At 55.9% G+C, this 18,865-nt stretch carries 19 protein-coding genes and 1 tRNA gene; 10 read left to right on the top strand and 10 right to left on the bottom strand.

Annotated elements, in window-relative coordinates:
- The first annotated feature begins 462 nt into the window (after window positions 1-462).
- From AC2FLB_RS19160 to AC2FLB_RS19175, 4 genes are all read left to right on the top strand, one after another.
- On the top strand, window positions 463-1,218 hold the full coding sequence (locus tag AC2FLB_RS19160; RefSeq protein WP_496691645.1) for a 5-oxoprolinase subunit B family protein: 756 nt from the start codon (window positions 463-465) through the stop codon (window positions 1,216-1,218).
- The gene (locus AC2FLB_RS19165) at window positions 1,215-2,213 is read left to right on the top strand and encodes a 5-oxoprolinase subunit C family protein (protein WP_496706402.1); all 999 of its coding nucleotides are present in this window, start codon (window positions 1,215-1,217) and stop codon (window positions 2,211-2,213) included. Before AC2FLB_RS19160 ends, AC2FLB_RS19165 begins: the two co-directional genes overlap by 4 nt.
- A gap of 11 nt (window positions 2,214-2,224) precedes the next feature.
- On the top strand, window positions 2,225-2,986 hold the full coding sequence (locus tag AC2FLB_RS19170) for a LamB/YcsF family protein (RefSeq protein WP_496706401.1): 762 nt from the start codon (window positions 2,225-2,227) through the stop codon (window positions 2,984-2,986).
- 148 nt (window positions 2,987-3,134) lie between these two features.
- On the top strand, window positions 3,135-4,382 hold the full coding sequence (locus tag AC2FLB_RS19175) for a hypothetical protein (RefSeq protein ID WP_142635923.1): 1,248 nt from the start codon (window positions 3,135-3,137) through the stop codon (window positions 4,380-4,382).
- Window positions 4,383-4,477: 95 nt separating this feature from the next.
- Here AC2FLB_RS19175 and AC2FLB_RS19180 read toward each other — a convergent pair whose 3' ends face one another.
- Both AC2FLB_RS19180 and AC2FLB_RS19185 read right to left on the bottom strand, forming a co-directional pair.
- Window positions 4,478-5,851, bottom strand: a complete 1,374-nt coding sequence (locus tag AC2FLB_RS19180) for a D-alanyl-D-alanine carboxypeptidase family protein (RefSeq protein ID WP_142635921.1) — start codon at window positions 5,849-5,851, stop codon at window positions 4,478-4,480.
- 281 nt (window positions 5,852-6,132) lie between these two features.
- Window positions 6,133-6,834, bottom strand: a complete 702-nt coding sequence (locus AC2FLB_RS19185; RefSeq protein WP_496709862.1) for an HAD family hydrolase — start codon at window positions 6,832-6,834, stop codon at window positions 6,133-6,135.
- A 93-nt stretch (window positions 6,835-6,927) separates the two neighbouring features.
- On the opposite strand from AC2FLB_RS19185, the gene clpS reads away from it, so the two are divergent.
- The 4 genes from clpS to hemF are packed head-to-tail and all read left to right on the top strand — an operon-like array spanning window position 6,928 to window position 9,996.
- Window positions 6,928-7,269 (top strand): ATP-dependent Clp protease adapter ClpS, encoded by a 342-nt coding sequence (clpS, locus tag AC2FLB_RS19190; RefSeq protein ID WP_496709863.1) that lies wholly within the window; start codon window positions 6,928-6,930, stop codon window positions 7,267-7,269.
- A gap of 31 nt (window positions 7,270-7,300) precedes the next feature.
- A complete protein-coding gene (locus tag AC2FLB_RS19195; protein WP_496709864.1) occupies window positions 7,301-8,266 on the top strand; it encodes a class I SAM-dependent methyltransferase in 966 nt (321 codons plus the stop codon).
- A 37-nt stretch (window positions 8,267-8,303) separates the two neighbouring features.
- Window positions 8,304-9,107: an SDR family NAD(P)-dependent oxidoreductase gene (locus AC2FLB_RS19200; RefSeq protein ID WP_142635913.1), complete on the top strand. Its 804-nt coding sequence runs from the start codon at window positions 8,304-8,306 to the stop codon at window positions 9,105-9,107.
- 4 nt (window positions 9,108-9,111) lie between these two features.
- Window positions 9,112-9,996: an oxygen-dependent coproporphyrinogen oxidase gene (hemF, locus tag AC2FLB_RS19205; RefSeq protein WP_281995301.1), complete on the top strand. Its 885-nt coding sequence runs from the start codon at window positions 9,112-9,114 to the stop codon at window positions 9,994-9,996.
- A 40-nt stretch (window positions 9,997-10,036) separates the two neighbouring features.
- Here the strand turns inward: hemF and AC2FLB_RS19210 are convergent, their stop codons facing one another.
- From AC2FLB_RS19210 to modA, 4 genes are all read right to left on the bottom strand, one after another.
- On the bottom strand, window positions 10,037-10,444 hold the full coding sequence (locus AC2FLB_RS19210; RefSeq protein WP_496701542.1) for a hypothetical protein: 408 nt from the start codon (window positions 10,442-10,444) through the stop codon (window positions 10,037-10,039).
- Window positions 10,445-10,516: 72 nt separating this feature from the next.
- Entirely contained in the window at window positions 10,517-11,617 is a 1,101-nt protein-coding gene (gene modC / locus AC2FLB_RS19215; RefSeq protein WP_496709865.1) for a molybdenum ABC transporter ATP-binding protein, read from the bottom strand.
- Entirely contained in the window at window positions 11,614-12,306 is a 693-nt protein-coding gene (gene modB / locus AC2FLB_RS19220) for a molybdate ABC transporter permease subunit (RefSeq protein ID WP_496691652.1), read from the bottom strand. The genes modC and modB overlap by 4 nt, the downstream gene beginning before the upstream one ends.
- Before the next feature lie 3 nt (window positions 12,307-12,309).
- Complete coding sequence (modA, locus tag AC2FLB_RS19225; protein ID WP_496709866.1) at window positions 12,310-13,089, bottom strand: molybdate ABC transporter substrate-binding protein; 780 nt, start codon at window positions 13,087-13,089, stop codon at window positions 12,310-12,312.
- Between the two features lie 318 nt (window positions 13,090-13,407).
- Between modA and AC2FLB_RS19230 the strand changes: the two genes are divergently transcribed.
- Window positions 13,408-13,483 (top strand) — tRNA-Val (locus AC2FLB_RS19230).
- A 378-nt stretch (window positions 13,484-13,861) separates the two neighbouring features.
- Here the strand turns inward: AC2FLB_RS19230 and AC2FLB_RS19235 are convergent.
- The 4 genes from AC2FLB_RS19235 to AC2FLB_RS19250 form a co-directional block, all read right to left on the bottom strand.
- A complete protein-coding gene (locus AC2FLB_RS19235) occupies window positions 13,862-14,023 on the bottom strand; it encodes a hypothetical protein (RefSeq protein ID WP_496691654.1) in 162 nt (53 codons plus the stop codon).
- Window positions 14,024-14,073: 50 nt separating this feature from the next.
- The gene (locus AC2FLB_RS19240; RefSeq protein WP_496709867.1) at window positions 14,074-15,252 is read right to left on the bottom strand and encodes a carbohydrate porin; all 1,179 of its coding nucleotides are present in this window, start codon (window positions 15,250-15,252) and stop codon (window positions 14,074-14,076) included.
- A complete protein-coding gene (locus tag AC2FLB_RS19245; RefSeq protein ID WP_282027650.1) occupies window positions 15,249-15,953 on the bottom strand; it encodes a DUF3299 domain-containing protein in 705 nt (234 codons plus the stop codon). The genes AC2FLB_RS19240 and AC2FLB_RS19245 overlap by 4 nt, the downstream gene beginning before the upstream one ends.
- 86 nt (window positions 15,954-16,039) lie before the next feature.
- A complete protein-coding gene (locus tag AC2FLB_RS19250; protein ID WP_496709868.1) occupies window positions 16,040-17,590 on the bottom strand; it encodes an amidohydrolase family protein in 1,551 nt (516 codons plus the stop codon).
- On the opposite strand from AC2FLB_RS19250, the gene AC2FLB_RS19255 reads away from it, so the two are divergent.
- On the top strand, window positions 17,580-18,599 hold the full coding sequence (locus tag AC2FLB_RS19255) for an AraC family transcriptional regulator (protein ID WP_496709869.1): 1,020 nt from the start codon (window positions 17,580-17,582) through the stop codon (window positions 18,597-18,599). The two genes, AC2FLB_RS19250 and AC2FLB_RS19255, sit on opposite strands and share 11 nt — an antisense overlap.
- The last annotated feature ends 266 nt before the right edge of the window (window positions 18,600-18,865 follow it).

Below are 18,865 nucleotides of genomic sequence, written 5' to 3' on the forward strand. Positions count from 1 at the left end.
GCGTCCGGCCGTCTCTCCAACCCGTCCCACCGTCTCTCCAGTGTGTCACAAGCGCCTCAGCAGCGCCGGTGAAGGGGGTTCTAAGCATTACAAACATACACCGCAAGCAGAAAATCACGCCCTGAGAAACTTTTTTGCACTTTCTTATTTTACTCAATAAATTCTGATAATTAAGGTGATAAATTCGACCGATGCACCCAGGAAAGCCCATTATCACGGCTAAGGTATCCACACTGCTTTCCGTACGAGCTATGCCCGATATCAACATATTGTTGAGCTCCCCACGTCTACTACAAGACTCGTGTGAGTCGCCGGGTATGAAACACACCCGCACCGAGTCGGAATTTGCCTGCACGCGGTCTGAAACAGGGATGCACCGGCAAATACTTTGCACCCTCTCTTGCGAAACGCTCTGGATTGCGTTCAGGTCACCTGACTAGTTACATACTGGCACGCAGCGAGATGACACGAACACACGCCGCCATCTTCCCACGCATATGCACCGTCGGCTTTGACGGCCTGCTGGTCTCTTTCGCCGAAACCATGGCCGAGCCATCGAACAGGGCAGCATTGGCGTTTCGAGCTGCGGTGGATTCTGAACGGTGGGAAGGTGTCATTGAAACCTCAGCGACGCTGGCGTCGACTTATATCCGATTTGAACCATCCCAGTTTGCCCACGCAAACCTTCGCGACCGGGTCGAGCAGCTGCTGCGGCGGCAGGATTGGTACAAAGCGCCCCTCCCCCAGGGGCGCAGGTTATGGAGTGTCCCCACGGTTTATGGCGGCGCGCTTGCCCCTCAATTAGATGAGGCAGCGGCTGCGGCCAGGCTGTCCCCCGATGAAGCCGTTCATCGATTGAGCGCCACAACCGTCCGCGTCCTGACGATCGGATTTGCTCCCGGTCAGCCATATCTTGGCCCGCTCGGCCCCGAGTTCAACATACCGCGCCTCAATAAGTTGACCCCGATGGTGCCCGAGGGCGCTTTGGTATTGGCGATTTCGCAATTTGTCCTTTTCTCGGGGCCCTCACCAACCGGGTGGCGACATATCGGCCAAACCGCTTTTCGCTGTTTTCGTCCTGAAGCACATAACAGCTTTGCCCTGAAACCCGGCGACGAAATGCAGTTCATGTCAGTCACGCGTGAGGAACTAGAGGCGATTCGCGCCAATGACGTTGATGGATCAGGCGGCGCAACCTGTCAGGAGATCGCGGTTTGAGCCTGTCTGTCCTGCGCATAGGGCCTGCTTGTACAATACAGGATCAAGGCCGCCACGGGTATCTGGATCAAGGGCTTTCCCGATCTGGCGCAGCAGATTTACTGGCCCTGCACGAAGGCGCCGCATTGCTGGGACAAAGCCCAAAACTTGCCGCGCTTGAAATGGCCGGAATGGGCGGTGAATTTGAGGCCACTCATCCCATACAGATTGCACTGACGGGCGCGCCGATGCGGGCCAGTATTGATGGCACTGCCATTTCGTGGAATGCCTCTTACCGCCTTGAAACCGGACAGCGGGTGATGATCGGGGCCGCCACACGGGGAACCTATGGATATTTGCACCTGGGCGGCGGTATTGAGATGCAGGAGTTTCTGGGATCCCGCTCAACTCACCTTACTGCCAAAATCGGGCGCGCCCTACAGGCCGGAGACAGCTTATCCGCCGGGGCAGCGTCACAGCTGGCAGGACAGAAGTTGCGGGCTGAAGATCGGTTCTCGGGCGGTTCGCTGCGGGTTGTGGCCAGCTTTCAGACCGAGCTGTTCGACCGGCAAACGCTGGACCGCTTTTTGCGCACCACGTTCACACGCGGGGCCCGCGCAAATCGCATGGGAATGCAGCTGGAAAGCGACGGAGAGGGTTTCGCCGCGAAGGGCCAGCTGAACATATTGTCCGAGGTCATCACCCCCGGCGACATTCAGATGACCGGCACTGGAAATCCCTTCATTCTGCTGCCCGAGTGTCAGACAACCGGCGGATACCCCAGGATTGCAACCGTCCTTCCCTGTGACATGCCACAGGCAGCGCAGACCCCGGCAGGCGCGCAGCTTCAGTTCAGGCTGGTCGAATCGGACGAGGCCATTACCCTGCAGGCGGCCTTTGAAAAGGAACTCGCCAACCTGCCATCCAAGGTCGAGCCCCTGATCCGTGATCCTCATGACATTGCGGACCTGCTATCTTATCAACTGATCAGCGGAATGATCTATGCCAAAGACTAAGGAGAATGCCGATGCCCAGCGTCGATCTTAATGCCGATATGGGGGAAAGCTTTGGGCCTTGGAGCATGGGCGATGACGAAAGCCTGCTGCGGATTATCACCTCGGCCAACATAGCCTGCGGCTTTCACGCTGGCGATCCGGACGTCATGGCGCATACGATGAGTCTGGCGGCGGAAAACGGGGTCGGCATTGGCGCGCATCCGGGCTTTCCTGACCTGCAGGGCTTTGGCCGTCGCAATATGAAAATACCCCATGACAGCCTGCGCAACCTTGTTCGGTATCAGTTGGGATCAGCGATCGGCATGGCAACCGCTGTTGGAACGCAAGTCCGGCACCTGAAACTGCACGGAGCGCTGGCCAACATGTGCTCGGTCGATATCGATATGGCGCGGGCCTGTTATCAGGGCGCGCTGGACGTGAACCCGGACATCATCATAATGGTGCTGGCCGTCACCAAACAGGAAGAGGCCGTGCGGGATCTGGGCTGCAAGTGGGTCGGTGAGATCTTTGCCGACCGCGCCTATAACGACGATGGCACTCTGGTCGACCGGAGCCTGCCCGGCGCCGTCATCCACGACCCCGAAATCGCCGGGCCTCGGATGCTGGAAATGGTCCGCGAGGGGGCCATCATTACCGAAACCGGCAAAAGGCTTGAAACGGCGATCGACACGATCTGTCTGCATGGGGATGGACCAACCGCCGTTCAGATTGCGCATTCGGTCCGCGAAAACCTGATCGCGGGCGGGGTCGAGGTGACAAAGTTCCTGCGGTAATCCCGCGGGTGCAATGCGTCCGCCCGTACTCAGACTGTTGCCGAGGTTGAATTCCCTCCCTAGCATGTCAGCAAGCATATGTTCTGAATACCACAATCCCGGCAACGAACCGCACCTGGTTTGCCTAGTCTGGGCAAGGAGTAACTTTATGTCTTTTGATTTAGCGTCTTACGAACCACGCGGCGACAAGAAGAATTCGGACTTCTTCAACGAGTATTTGCCAAAAATTTACGAACGCCGTGCCAGCTCTGGTGTCGCCCAGCAGGTTGGGTCCATGCGCGCTGTCGTGCTTCAGGTCGAAACTGACGTTCTTTTCGACACTCTGGTCGAGCTATATGTGATGTCGCCATACCGCCACACGGCCAGCTATCTTGGACGGACGCATAAATACTCGGTCCTGCATTCACACCTGGACTACCCGGCGCTCATCGTGATGGCTCCGCTTAGCCCGACATTCGAAGACTTCATCCCGCGCATCAACCGCATGTACCCGTTGGCACGAAACACGCCGCAAACGCGCTATGTTGGCGAAGTGTTTGGCGCCACTGACCTGAACACGCTGACCAAAACGCTGGAGGATCAGAATATCCGGTTCGAATATTCCGGCGACACCGAGAACCCGTTTTACACGCTAAAGGGCCTTCGGTTCACCACCCCTTCTGATTTCACCTGCAACCGGGTCGGTTATTCAACGCTGGATTTCAACGATACCGACAGTTTGGGTCTGGGCGACAGGGTATTGCTCAGCAGCGCAGAACAAGCGCGACTGGATGAGGCTGCTGCCTTTGGTGCCGATAGCAATATCTCTTCACTGATGTTGGGCATCGACCATCTGGCGACACGCGTTCTGGCTGGTGAGCGAGAGGACGCGATCCTCGAATTTCTAACGATGGTGCCCTACTATTTCTGGGGGGCGTACAACATTTTCGACATGAATTCGTCGACCAATGTGAACCGCAATGCCGGTGTGGATGATGACAAGAAATCCCCGGCCAAGGTATTTACAGCCAATAATACGCCTTCGTTTGTAAACTCTTTTGCCAAACGGCCCATGCCAACCGAGGATTTCGTCCGCAATTTCGGACGTCGGCTGCATCATATGGCGATCGAGATTCTGGACGGCGATCACGGTGCGGGCGAAAAGAATGTGGATTTCGTTGTAAACACTCTGAAAGACCAAGGGGTGCCATTCCTGGCCCATGTGGTTGGAGAGTGCAAAGACGATCCGAACCTCAAGCAGATCTTCTCAAAACACTCGAAGAACACTCTGCTGATCACCGAGTATATCGAGCGCTGTCATAAGTATGATGGGTTCTTTACCAAAGATAACGTCGCGGCCCTGACTGCGGCCGCCGGTCAGGATGAGCAATATCAGCACGGCCACGTATTCGACTGACCTGATCCCTGCCGCCTACTACGGCACGCTCGCTCAGCAAAAAAAGGCCACGGAATTCCGTGGCCAGACCCATCCAGGAGAGTATATGTCGGGTCTTATGACGGCCCGATCATGAAACAGGTGACATTGCGGGCCTGAAGTCTGCGGCAGGCCAGATCGGCTTGCTCTCGGGTCATGCCCTGGAACGTCGCATCGAACCCGCGTGAGTTTTGATTGACCTTGCGCAGCGTGCCTTCCAATGTGGTCATTTCCGACAGGGCCGTTTTCAGTAGAACCTTTTCAGCCTCGTACCGGGTCGTATAGCGCCCCACATTCACGCCCCACAAATGACCGCCAGAGGTCGACAAGCGTGTGACGATTTCCTGCTCTGGCTCGGGCTGTTCTGCCGAGGCCAGCACCAGATCATCCGTGCGTACCGTCGGGCGCGTCGTTCCTTCGGTCGGCGTCTCTACACCTGCCGAGGCGATGGCTGCGGCGATACCGTCCTGAATCCGCGCGTCGTTCTTGGCTGCGGTTGCGGCGACGTTGTTCGCCACTAGAACGGTACTCCCCCGCTGGGGTCGAAGAACCGGTCGCAGGCTTCTGGTGGGCGCGCCGCTTACGCTGGCGACTTTCGCATTCAAACCTGCATTACCGGCATAGGCCGGCCGGGCTGGTTTGCGGATCGGCGCGCGCGACGGGGCGCGGCGGAAACCCATGTCCAACAGCTCGGCTACTTTGGCATTGCGCGATGCGCCGGATTTGCCACCAAAGACAGTCGCGATGATCCGTTCGTCCTTGCGCTTGGCTGAGGCAACCAGATTGAACCCAGCTGCACGGGTATAGCCCGTCTTGATCCCATCCGCACCGCGATAGGCCGCTAGCAGGCGACGGTTCGTATTGGGAACGGTTTTGATCCCCGCATTCGTGGATTGGCGCGAAAACAGGTTGTAATATTGCGGGTAATCATACAGCAAATGCCGTCCCAGCGTAGTCATGTCCCGTGCGGTCGACAGATGTCCGGCCTCGGTCAGACCATGTGCGTTCTTAAAGGTTGTACGGCTCATTCCCATCGCCTTGGCGGTACGTGTCATGCGGCGCGCAAAGGCAGCCTCGGACCCGCTGAGGGCGACACCAATGGCAGTGGCAGCGTCATTGGCCGACTTCACCGCGGCCGCACGGATCAAATAGCGGAAAGCAATCTTCTGCCCCGAACGCAAACCCAGCTTTGAAGGCGGTTCAGAGGAAGCCTTTTTGGTGATGGTCACCTGCGTATCGAGAGTGATCTCACCGTTCCGAACCGCTTCGAATGCGATATACAGCGTCATCATTTTGGTTAACGAGGCAGGATGGAGGCGTGTATCGGCGTTTCGGGAATGCAGCACTTCGCCCGTTCGCGCGTCGATCACCATCGCCGCATATGGTGCAGCAATGCCCTGCGCCGGAGCGAAGGAAAACAACAACAGGAATGCTGCAAGGAATACGCCCATAGGGGCCGGAACTGTCCGCCGTACCTGCACGATTTTTGCCTCTGTCTACCTCAGGCCGCCGGGTTTTCCCGGTCAGCTACTATTTATTTTATTACCCATCAGCGTAGCACAGCACCCCCGCGAAAGAAACCGAAAGCTCATATCTTTAACGCTTTCAGCGTATGTCAAAGACCCACTAGATGTGGCGGTGCAAACGGCGGTGCACCGCTAAACCTGCCATTTCGTCAAGACTGTGTCGTCGACCGGCCCCTATTTTCGGAAACTGCGACCAAATGGCAACATCAACTCAAAGAGCGAACAAGCGCCGTCAATCCACCAAGATCGGGCAATTCGTGGTATCTGGAACTGTCGGCCGGCACGTCGGCCTGCTCGATCTCCCAGACCAGCCCATGCGGCACGTATACACCCCAGCATCCGGCCTGAATCGGAGCAACCACATCGGACCGCATCGAATTTCCGATCATCATAGCCGCAGCGGGCCCCTCGCCATGCTGCGCGAAGATCTGGCGATAGATTTCCGGGGTCTTTTCAGACACGATCTCGACCCCGTCGAACAGATCGCCCAAACCGGACTGCGCAAGTTTGCGTTCCTGGTCTATCAGATCGCCCTTGGTGATAAGGATTACGCGGTGGGTGTCGGCAGCGCTTTCGATGGCCTGCCGGGCATAGGGCAACAGCTCGATCGGATGGGCCAACATCTCTTGCCCCGCTTCGATCAGTTGGCGAATGACCCCTGCAGGAACACGGTCTTCGGTCACTTCGATCGCCGTTTCGATCATGGAGAGGGTGAAGCCTTTGATTCCATACCCATAATGCCGGATATTGCGTTTTTCGGCAGCCAGCAATCGGTCCATCAGGTGATCCGATTCGGCATGATCTGATAGCAGGTCGACAAAATGTGCCTGCGTCAGCTGAAAGAACCGTTCGTTGTGCCACAGCGTGTCATCGGCATCGAACCCGATTGTGGTTAGTTTTTCACCCATTTGGATAACGTCCTGCTGGCTCTTTTATCTGACGCATTGGACGTTATATAAGCGCACAGATAAACCGAAGCCTGAATCGGACGTTTGCGCCTAATGTTTGAGAACCAATGGATGATGTCTGACAAACCGGACGACGATGAAGATGCGTCGATCCTGGTACAGACACGCCCCAAGACCAAACGCCCGCCACTGTATAAAGTGCTGCTTTTGAACGATGACTACACCCCGATGGAGTTTGTCGTTCACGTATTGGAACGCTTTTTCGGCATGACCCACGCAGAGGCGTTCGAGATCATGCTCACCGTCCATAAGAAGGGCGTCGCCGTTGTTGGTGTCTTCAGTCATGAGATTGCCGAAACCAAGGTCGGGCAAGTCATGGATTTTGCTCGCCGCCATCAGCACCCCCTGCAGTGCACTATGGAACGCGAAGAGTAAGGCGACGCCTGACCTCTTTTCGGAATTGCCAATGTCCCCTCGCCTAGATCTTGCCTTGCAAAGCGGCCTTGAAATCGCGCAACCCCTGTCCGTGATTGGGCCAACGCCCGAGGAAGACCTCGCTGGGCTGGCTTCAGATACGCAGGTAGTCCAGCCATTCAAGCCGTTTCACGACCATTTTGCGGATCACGGATTCAGGGCCACGCCCGAGGCCGATGACCTGTGCCAGGACGCCATCGTTTTCCTGCCGCGTGCCAAGGCTTTGGCCCGCAGCCTCGTGTATCAGGCTTGCAAGCGTTCGGCCGGATTGGTTGTGGTCGACGGCGCTAAGACAAATGGCGTCGACAGCCTGTTGAAGGATATTCGCAAACGCGTAACCGTGCAGGGGCCCATCGCAAAAGCACATGGCAAGATCTTTTGGTTCCAGTCCGACGTAAACGCGTTCGAGGACTGGGCCGCACCCGCCACCCAATCCGCCGACGGATTTCAGACAGCGCCCGGAGTATTTTCTGCAGACGGGGTCGACCCGGCTTCAGTAATGCTGCTTGCTGCCCTGCCTGAAAAACTGGGCGGTCGGGTCGCCGATCTGGGGGCTGGCTGGGGATACCTGTCCGCAGGGCTAATGGGTGCAAGGGGGCTGCAGGAATTGCATCTGGTCGAGGCCGATCACATCGCCCTGCAATGTGCTCGTGCAAATGTAAAAGACGACCGTGCACAGTTCCACTGGGCCGACGCGGTCACCTGGCGCGCGCCTGAGCCGCTGGATACGGTCATTATGAACCCGCCGTTTCACACATCGCGCAGTGCTGATCCCACGTTGGGTCAGGGATTCATCAAATCTGCTGCGCGCAGTCTGACACGGGGCGGTTCCCTTTGGATGGTCGCCAATCGACACCTACCCTATGAAATTACGCTGAACGAGGCCTTCGCGCAGGTGAAGGAAGTGACCGGGGACAATCGTTTCAAGGTCTTCCACGTCTCTCGCCCTCGGCGGTGATACCCGCTAACCTGCACCGCACATCAGGAGAACACGCATGTCCTTTTCCATAGCCGGCAAGACCGCGATCGTCACAGGTGGTGCAAATGGTGTCGGATTGGCCATCGGACGTCACTTCGCGGATGCCGGGGCCAATGTCATGTTCGCCGACATGGATGAAAAACGACTGGCCAATGAACTGGGCGAGCAGGCAGATGACAGCAACATCCGTTTCTTCGCCGGGGATCTGCGTGAAAAGCTGACGATTGCGAACCTGCTTTCGGCCACGATTGACGCTTTCGAACAGGTCGACATCCTGATAAATGGCTCGCGCCAGGTTATCCCGTCTGATCCATTGGACATGGAAGACGACTCGGTCCGCACCTTATTGAACCAGAACCTGATGCCGGCCTTGCGACTGAGCCAACTTGTTGCCAAACGGATGATCAAGCAATCCGGTGATGATGAAAACGAAAACCCTGCGGGATCCATCATCAATTTATCCTCGATTGCTGCCCGTCGCACCCATCCCGATCTGATGGCCTATTCGGTGTCTACAGCAGCGCTTGATCAGTTGACCCGATCCTTGGCCGTTGCCCTTGCCCCAAACCGCATCCGCGTGAACTCGATCGCGCTGGGATCGGTGATGAGCGCTTCGCTGCAATCCACGCTCAAGGAAAATCGCACATTTCGGGATGATATCGAAAAGCACACACCCCTTTCCCGGATTGCCGCGCCAAACGAACTGGCCGAAACCGCACAGTACCTTGCCTCGGACGCCGCAGGTTTCATCACTGGACAAATCCTAACCATTGACGGTGGACGCACTTTGCTGGACCCCGTCGCAGCCCCGGCCCATTAAACAGATGTTCGATACTGAAAAAGCCACCGCCGCAGCCTGGTTTCGTGACTTGCGCAATGAAATCGTAAACGCTTTTGAGCAGCTTGAGGATTCCCACGACACCGGACCTTTTTCCGATGCTCAACCCGGTCGTTTCGAAGTCAAAGAGACCAAACGGCATTCCGATGACGGGGCGGACGCCGGTGGCGGTTTGATGTCCGTGATGCGCGGCGGCCGCGTGTTCGAGAAAGTCGGCGTCAATGTCTCGACAGTATTCGGCCAGCTCGGGGAACGGGCGCAACAGGCAATGGCTGCCCGAAAAGGCATTCCCGGAATGACCGAGGACCCGCGGTTCTGGGCCTCGGGTATCAGCTTGGTTGCCCATATGCAGAACCCGCACGCTCCTGCTGTTCACATGAATACGCGCATGTTCTGGACACCTCACGCCTGGTGGTTCGGCGGCGGATCAGACCTGAATCCCTGTATCGAATATGACGAAGACACTGCCCATTTCCACGCAACCCAGAAGGCCCATCTGGATCCCCACGGACCGGGCCATTATCCGCGTTTGAAAGAGTGGGCCGACGAGTATTTCTTTATCCCGCACCGCAAGCGCGCCCGCGGTGTCGGCGGTATCTTTCTGGATGACTATTGCACCGGGGACTGGTCATCGGACTTTGCCCTGACACAGGATATCGGGCGGGCCTTCTTGCCAGCCTTTCTGCCTTTGGTTGAAAAGCGCAGGCAACAGAGCTTTGACGCCGCCGATAAGGATACCCAACTGATTCATCGCGGGCTCTATGCCGAATACAACCTTGTCTATGACCGCGGAACCAAATTCGGGCTAGAGACCGGGCACGACCCGGACGCAGTGCTTATGAGCCTGCCGCCCTTGGCCAAATGGGTCTAACGCCTGACCTGCCTCTGCGGTGCTTTTTACTTCCGAGGTTTCAGAACCCGAAATCCATGAAATTGTCAGAGCAATAGCGCTGCGCCGATGCCGCTGACATGTTCTCGCCAACGCGTTTGACAGTAACCGAATAGCCCGGCGTCGTATCAACCCCTTCGGGCGCAGTCAGCGAGAATTGCACCGTCCGTGTCTGTTTGTCATAGGCCCGGGTTATGTAAATACGCTGGTTCGATTTGGTTCTAAGCGTGCGTATCGCAAAATCCCCGATCCCGCACCAATAGGCCACTGGCGCAGAACTGCCGCTGGTTGAGACCTCGTAAACGCCATTGTCACGTGGTGTCACTGTCGTTTGGAATGCGGGGTTTATACCGACCCCGAACCCAACAGCCTGGGCCATGGCAGGCACCATCATCAGCGTTAGAATACATGTTGATACAAAGTATTTCATGGTGCTCGACCCCGGACAAAATGGTTTCCTTGGGAAATCATAGAACAGATGCGCTTTCCGTAAAGCGCCGTTTCAATTCTCAAAGTGCAGCCGCCCACCGACATCCTGCGGCGCAAGCGCCACGGTTTTTATCACCGCAAAGCAAGGTTTGCCCGCAGCAAGCCCAAGGGCTTCTACCGAACGTCGGGTGATCCGAGCCAGAATAGTCCCTGCAGGTGTAATGACAGAGACGATCGCACCGGGGCCTTCCCCGGCTCGGATCGTATCAACCCTGCCCTCCAGTACATTCAGCGCTGACAGGCCCTCGGGCCGCTTACTGGCAAGGATCACCTCTTGTGCGGGGATGCGAATACGCAGGCTTTCGCCGACCTTATGGGGAATACGCGGCAGAAATAGGCGCGCCTCTTCGGCTGCCAACTCGGTCAACCCGTCTGCATGGTGAGCTGATACCTGCACCTGAAGCACCGCACCAACGGCTCTGACACCGAGCGGGGCCACAGAAGGATCAGCCATCACTTCGGAAGCCGGGCCTTGCCGAACCACCTTGCCGTCCTGCAGGGCAACGACAGAAGTTGCCAGCCGCGCAACTTCGGCTGCCGAGTGGGTCACATAAAGGATCGGCACCGAAATCTCATCCCGAAGCCGTTCGAAATAGGGCAGTATCTCGGCCTTCCGTGCATCATCCAATGCGGCCAGAGGCTCATCCGCGAGGATCAGACGCGGGCTGGCCAATAAGGCGCGGCCTATGGCGACACGCTGCTTCTCGCCACCTGACAAGCTCAGTGGACGACGGTCCAGAAGATGCCCGATCCCCAACATCTCAATTACCTTATCGGGGTCTTCGCGCGGCACGCTTTTGGGCGCAAACCAGCGCCCATAGGACAGGTTCTGGCGCACTGTCAGATGCGGGAACAGCCGTCCTTCCTGAAAAATATACCCCAAGCGGCGTTTATGCGGAGGCAGCCAAAGGCGCTTTTGAGTATCGAACAACGTCCATCCGTCCACGGATACGCGACCAGCTTTGGGCTCCAGCAATCCCGCAACAGCGTTAACGATTGTCGTCTTACCGGCGCCGGACCTTCCATACAGAACCGTCACCCCGGCAGGCGCATCAAATTTGGCATCCAACTGAATACCTGGCAGATCATGTTGCAGATTGACGGAAAGGCTCATGTCCCCGACACCCTTGCCGCGGCGCGACGACCGACAAACTCTGACAAAAGCAGCGCCCCCATCGCGATGATGACCGATATCACCACTAGCCGCATCGCCGCCGCCTCACCACCCGGAACCTGCAGAAACGCATAAACGGCCGATGGCAACGTCTGTGTCTGTCCAGGTATGTTCGAAACAAAGGTGATCGTCGCGCCAAACTCACCCATGGCTTTTGCAAAAGCAAGGATGGTTCCGGCGATCACCCCGGGCAGAATCATTGGCAAGGTTACGGTGACAAAAACCCAAAGACGCGAGGCACCCAGCGTGGCTCCGGCCTGTTCGAGCTTAGGGTCGACGGCTTCGATCGAAAGGCGAATAGCACGGACCATCAGCGGAAACGCCATGATCCCAGCGGCCAGCGCCGCGCCGGTCCAGCGAAACGCAAAGACAATTCCAAGCCCCGCCAGAGGTCCACCAATCGGGCCCTGAATACCAAAGATCAATAGCAGCAGATATCCCGTAACAACGGGCGGCAGGATCAATGGCAAATGCACCAACCCATTCAACACTTGTCGCCCGGGAAAGCGCCAGCGTGCCAGTGCATAGGCAACGAATACACCAAAGGGCAAAGTAACCAGCGTTGCCCAGAAAGAGACACGCAGCGACAATTTCAGCGCCTCAAGTTCTTCCGGTCCCAGCCAACCCATCGGCTAGTCGCCCGGCAGGGCAAATCCCTGCTCTGCAAAGACCGCCATCGCTGCGTCCGTCTGTAGGTAGCTTAGGAATGCATATGCCTCGGCTGAGGCTTGCGTTGTTACAGCGGCCGGGTAGACAATTTCCGGGTGAAGATTTGCAGGGAAAGAGGCCACAACCCGCACCCGATCCTCGGCCTGGGCATCCGATCGGTAGACAACACCCAAGGGGGCAGCCCCCGCGGCAACCAATGCCAGAGCCGCGCGTACATTGTCGGTCTGCGCCACCTGCTGCTGAACACTATCCCAAAGACCTAGGTTTTGCAGCGCCGCTTTGCCGTAAATTCCCGCAGGCACGGCATCGACCAGGGCCATCGCAAGATGCCCACCTGACAAAGCCGCTGAGATATCCGTCTGCGGGGAAAGCCCCTCAATTTCAACGGCCGTCGGCCCACCGATCAGGACAAGCCCATTTCCCAAAAGGTTAACCCGCGATCCAGCATCAATCAGCCCATTCTCCTGAAGGACATCCATCCAGTCACTGTTGGCTGAAATATACACATCCGCCGGGGCGCCCTGTTGAATTTGACGTGCCAGTATAGAAGACGCCGCATACGATATGACAACCTCCTGACCGCTTTGCCGTTCAAAACTCGGTACAAGTGAATCCAGAGCATTTTTCAGACTGGCAGCAGCAAAAACCAAAACATCGTCGGCCTCTGCACGCTGCGGAGTCGATATCAAACTACCCAAAACAATAGCAGCAGCCAGAAAACGGCTTGCGGATGACAGGGTCATATTGTTCCCGTCTCGTAGGTTAAGGTTCCATCAGGGGATATCTGAGGCGGCGGGGGGCGCGCAAGCATCGATAGGACGCATCGTGAATAAGAACCTTTGAAACGGGCAATCCATAGCCGCTACAACACCCAAGATATTTTGAAGGTGCCTGGTCCGAAACGACCGGTTCAGATTTCGTGATCCCTCAGAAAGTCTGATAAATCGGAGCCCGGTTGGCTGTGATATCACCCCAGATTCCCGCCTTGTCTAAATTCAGTGAAAGAAATTGTGCCGGACCCTCTTGCGCCCGCGCGCCGGCTTGGCTAAATGCAGCCTCACGGGTGATTAGCTCAGTTGGTAGAGCGCTTCGTTTACACCGAAGATGTCGGGAGTTCGAGTCTCTCATCACCCACCATTCTTTCCCCACAATGTATCAAGGTCTTACGCGACTAGCACCTTTTGCCGTGCTGCGCATGAAACTGTGTCCGCTGCGCCTCCGCTGCACTTAAACGGAAAAGATGTCTCCAACACAGGAGATATGGACCATGGCGACAATAGTAAAACGACCTAACGGTAAGTGGCGGGCGACTGTGCGGAAGGACGGGCAATCCCGATCTAAGTCTATTCATAAGCGTGCTGATGCGACGAAGTGGGCTAGTGAAACGGAGATGAGCACCGACAGGAGATTGCTAACCCCAACCCTCAGTGTGGGCGTATCCGAGATGACACTTGGTGAAGTGCTGCGAAAGTCCCGAGCCCGCGCGAAGTAGGTATGAAGCTGGTAGTGGTCGGTTCAACCAGTGCCATAGTGGCTAGCCAACATGCCGAGGACGATTATGTCTTGCACGATATGCTTCGCCTCTTCTGACGCATCCCAAGTCTTGCTTTCCTCGCTGGCGTGTAGCGCGCCACCAAAAGTGCTCGCTATGGCGCATGCGGCCAACAGGGTCTTCATGACAGAACGTCCCTAACTGTTTTGATCTTAGCTGCTACTTTCGATCCACCTCAGAAAACGATCCGGGTTCTTAGGCCGAACAGCGTAATGCTATCCTGAGCGGGATTCAGCAGCGGGTCAGAAATGAACTGCAGTGATGGCGTGATCTGCAGTCCGGGTGCGATTGAAAAACGGTAGAATGCTTCGAGTGTGAACTGATCGCCATCTATGCCTCTTGCCTCGGCCCAGTTCAGGCCCAACCCGGCCAAATCGGTATTGCGACCGTAGTAGCCAATACCCGCAGAAACGGACCGATCATAGAGTGCTGCTGCCCCTTTTGAGGCCCCTGCCCGGAAGAACGGCATCCACTTATTGTCAACAAACCATGCTGCTGAGAACGCGGCGCCGTAATCTTCTGGACGGCTACCATCGTCAGCCGCATCCGCATGCCAGAGGGTCAGATGGATATTGTCGAAGTAAATGCGATCAAAGTCAGAGGTGTAACCAAGTTCGAGTGATTTGAAGAGATTGCCGTCGCTAAACACATCAAAGTTTGGATCAGACGGGTCGGCGTTTGCGTCTGAGACGCTCGCGACAGCGTAGAGGTTCTTGCTCAGCTTTATCCCGCCTGCAATGCCAAGGCCTTGGTTGGGTGCGTTGATTGTCGGGTTGGTATTGAAAGACAGGTTTTGGAAACCACTGTATGGGCTTACCAACCCATAAATATCCACAAAGTCCGTTACATCAATCTGGCCGACTTGCAGCGTCCACGAACCGTTCTCGGCCCTTTGGGTCCAGAACAGGTTGGTCAATAGCAAACCATTATCGTTGAAGGCTGTTCCCGTGATCGAAAGAGCTCCACCATCCAGACCAAGAAACTGTGGGGCAACATCGGTATAGTTGTGCCGGTCTTCGATCTTGAATGTCAAAGACCCCTGTTCAGTCGCCTGCCAACTGCCATAGAACCGCGCAATTCCGCTGGCAGCTTCGCCCTCCCCCAGATCCGCGCTCGTGGTTTGGCCCAATGCCAAGTAATCAATGTTGAACCGAAACCCATTCTCCGCCAGTCGGTCTTTCCACTGAAACCAACCCGGTGCGGTACTGCGCGGAAAATCGGAACGATATTGTGGATCGGTCAGTCCATCTCCGGGCTCAAGATCAGCTTCGACCGAAGAGGGCCCGGACAGACCTTGAGCCGACGCCGCGCCGGCTGAGACAATACTCAGTACGACAACGAGAAGTCTTATCATTCAGACGCCTTTGCCCCGCCGGTCTTGCGATTGCCCGCCGCTCGGATACGATCAGCGGCACGCTGCTTCCATTCCAGCCTGTCTGCTTCGGTTTCTAGAGTTTCGACACGTTCCGTCTCCAACTGGAATGTCGCACTCATAGGCATGAGGCCGTCCACAACCATCATATTCTGAACAGTGGGATCGATAGTCAGCGTGCCCGTTAGCCGAACGGGTTCGTGGAAATAGCTGGGCGTCCAGTCGCCATTCAACCGCACGCGAATCATTTGATTGGGTTGGGGCGGGGGCATGTGGCTACACATTCCTCGTTCTGGCACTAGATACGCCACAGATCGCCCGTCTGGATCGCTCGGGCCCGGGATGGCAAAGCCCGCGATTGTTATTGTTTGACCGTCGAATTGCGGATTTCCGTTTGTTCCTGCCTTTCTTCGCCGTTCTTTCACAAGCTCTCTTTGATCGAGCAGCCAATCGACATCAACGCCAACTCCCGCCAAGGCATCCTCGGTCTCGGTCAGAAGTTCCTGCCATTTCAGTCTTTCTTCCGCGCTGCCAGTGTCTTGCTGCAGCCTGCCACGCATCCGCACAACGAATAGGACGTCGTCGAACTGTTCGGGGCTGAGGTCCCGATAGGGATCCTCAAAGACCTGCACAGATGGGTCCGGGAGGTCTGCCCAGTCCAGCGCTGCTCCTGGCGTTGCCATGGCAGAATGACCGTAACAGACCAAACCCGCGAGCAAGACGGAACGAAACCAAAGGAACATGAATACTCTCCGGTCGAGTTTTGGGGTCAATTCAGTGTATTTTTGTATATCACACCGTCCTTCATGATCAGCCGGATCGTTTCAGGGCTTTCCGGCCTCGGATCGGCACCAAACCACTGGTCACCCGTGCCAACGACCGAGAAGTCTTCTAGTGGGTTACCATCGATCAGCAGGATGTCTGCATAGGCGCCTTCCTCGATCACACCCAGTTTTCCTGCGGTATAAGGGTTCATAAAGTCTCCTGATAGAGCGACTGCCTCGCCACCCGTCGATGTCAACGTGACCATGGACGTATAGGGGCCGAAGAAATCATTGTTTAAGTGTTTTTCGTAGGCAATCTGGATATTGCACGCCTCTACCGAACCAACACAGTCTGTCTGGAAACCCCGCTTCACCGGGCATTCTTTCATATTGTCGATATAGCCTGCAAATGTGGCCGAGGCAGACTTTGCCTTGGCAAGGCTCGCCGGAACATTCGCCACAGCCGGAATGTCGAGAAGGCCGGGGTCAAATGCCGTTAGGTTTGTTGTAATGTACGCACCCTTCTCGTTCATGACTTCGGCAATTTCGCAGTCAAAAGAAAAACCATGTTCGATTGACATAACACCTGCGTCGAGCGCACTCAGGATAGCTTCCTTACGATAGGAATGCGCCATGACATAGCTGCCATATTCATTCGCGACCTGGACGGCGGCTCTGATTTCTTCGGGCGACCCGGCCAGCAATTGCCAAGGGTCGAATGCCGACACGACACCACCGGATTGCATGAATTTCAATTGCGTCGCGCCCATACGAAAGTTGTTACGTGCGAATTTATAGACGTCATCGACACCACTGACCTCCTGAGCCATGTTCAGCCGACCCATGTTTGTCTCCGAACCAGGTGGTGCTGTGAAATTCGCGAAGTCAGCGTGACCACCGCGTGTTCCGATAAACGCCCCAGATGGATAGTAACGAGGGCCCTCGATTTGCCCCGAGTCAATCGCCCTACGTAGTCCGCCATTAGCGCCACCAGCATCCCGGACAGTGGTGAAACCCTGCATCAAATACATCTCAGCCATCCGCGCACCGTGTATGGCAAAGTCCTCCCAGGTCGTGTTGGCCTCCATCGCAGGCAAGGTCGGCCCCATCAGCATGAGATGTGCGTGCAGTTCAATAAACCCGGGTGTCAGTGTCCGCCCCTCTCCGTCGATGACCGTAGCATTGGGGGCATCGATCGCATCGGTTGATACGGACTTAATCAGGTTGCCCTCGACCAATACGCTGGCATTCTCGATACGCTGTTCATTCACGCCATCGAAGATGTCCACGTTGGTAAACAACGTTTGGGGTTCTTCTTGATCCTGAGCCTGCGCGGATGCTGAAAAAGAAAGACCTGCAGCGACAATTACCGTCGAGCAAAGCGACATTCGTAGACCGGACATAAGTACTCCCTTCATATTCATGTTTTGCCAACTGTAGTCCGGAAAATTTTGCCTCGGTTGCCACTTTTGAATTGGCATGTTCGAATGTGATCGTAAAAATGGCCACTGAATAAATCGACCAATCATCACAAGGGTGACGAGCTTGCCTTTCAACTCCACCTCTCAAGAGCATAGCGAGGGCTTTATTCGCCTCTCCTTAGCCGCTCCGTTTTTGCAATATCTCACCGAACGCAAGATCAATCCGCAACCAGCATTGGACCAGGTCGGATTGAAAGCCGAACTGATGTCTGACCCAACCGTGTTCGTTCACTCAGAGCTGGTCTACGGTTTGGTGAATGCCTTCTCAGAAGTATCAGGGGATCGATATCTAGGACTGAATGTAGGGGAGGCGTTTGACCTACAAGGATGGCCGCCCTTCGCTCAAGCCTTGCAATCTACAAAAACGCTATTCGAGTTTTTTACTCGCTTTGTTGGGCTCGTACCGCAGGAGTCCAATTCTGTGCGGCACAGTCTCGTCATCGAAGCAGACAAAGCGACTTACCGTATCGAGAGGCAACAGGAACCAACTGTCCCGCCCATTCAGGTGACCGGTTTTGGTGCCGCAATCTATGTACGCCTATTGCAGACCGTCGTCGGAGATTCTTGGGATTCTTCGCGCGTGCGATGGGAAAGCAGATACATCAATGGTCTGCCTATCGACTACAAAGGGATCGAGGTTGGCCTTGGGAGTGATCCCGGAATGCAAATTAGTTTTCCTGTGGATTGGTTGTTTTTGCACCATGTCTCTGAGGGCTCTGCCAAGCCCATAGTCTCACCTCAACAAGAGGAAGAAGTAACCGTGGTGGCAGCTTTGCGCTCTGTCTTACGCGACAAACTGGATGAAACCGATTTGGGGCCAGAGATGGTGGCTGGAATGCTGGGAATACAACCGGAACGGTTTCTGAAAGCGCTTCAGCGACAAGGCACAACGCTACCCCGTGAAATCAAACGGCTGCGTGTCGATGTCGCCAAAGAGCACCTCAAAGAAGACCAGATGACAATCGCAGAGATTGGTCTGATGCTCGGCTATTCCGACAAGTCCCATTTCACTCGCTTTTTCCGAGGTCAAACCGGAATGACACCGACCAAGTTCCGCCTCGGTGTATTGTTACGTTGCGAATAGTTAGATTGCTTTTCCACTACACACTAAGTGGGGGCCGACAAGGATTTGCAACACACTTTTTGGAGCCCCTATCTAAGGATCACAGAGGGACAATTGCCACCATAGCCCCTACGGCTGTGCATGCAGCGCTGCGCCACCGCTGCACCAACTCTTTGTTTCAGTTCGATCAGCGACAGACCTGATCTAAGAAAGATGTCATATGATCTTGATACGTCCAGAAGATTTTCCAACCTTCAAGCCACTGACAACACTAGATATCTCTCCAA

The organism is Ruegeria sp. CDSA236, assembly GCF_059611285.1.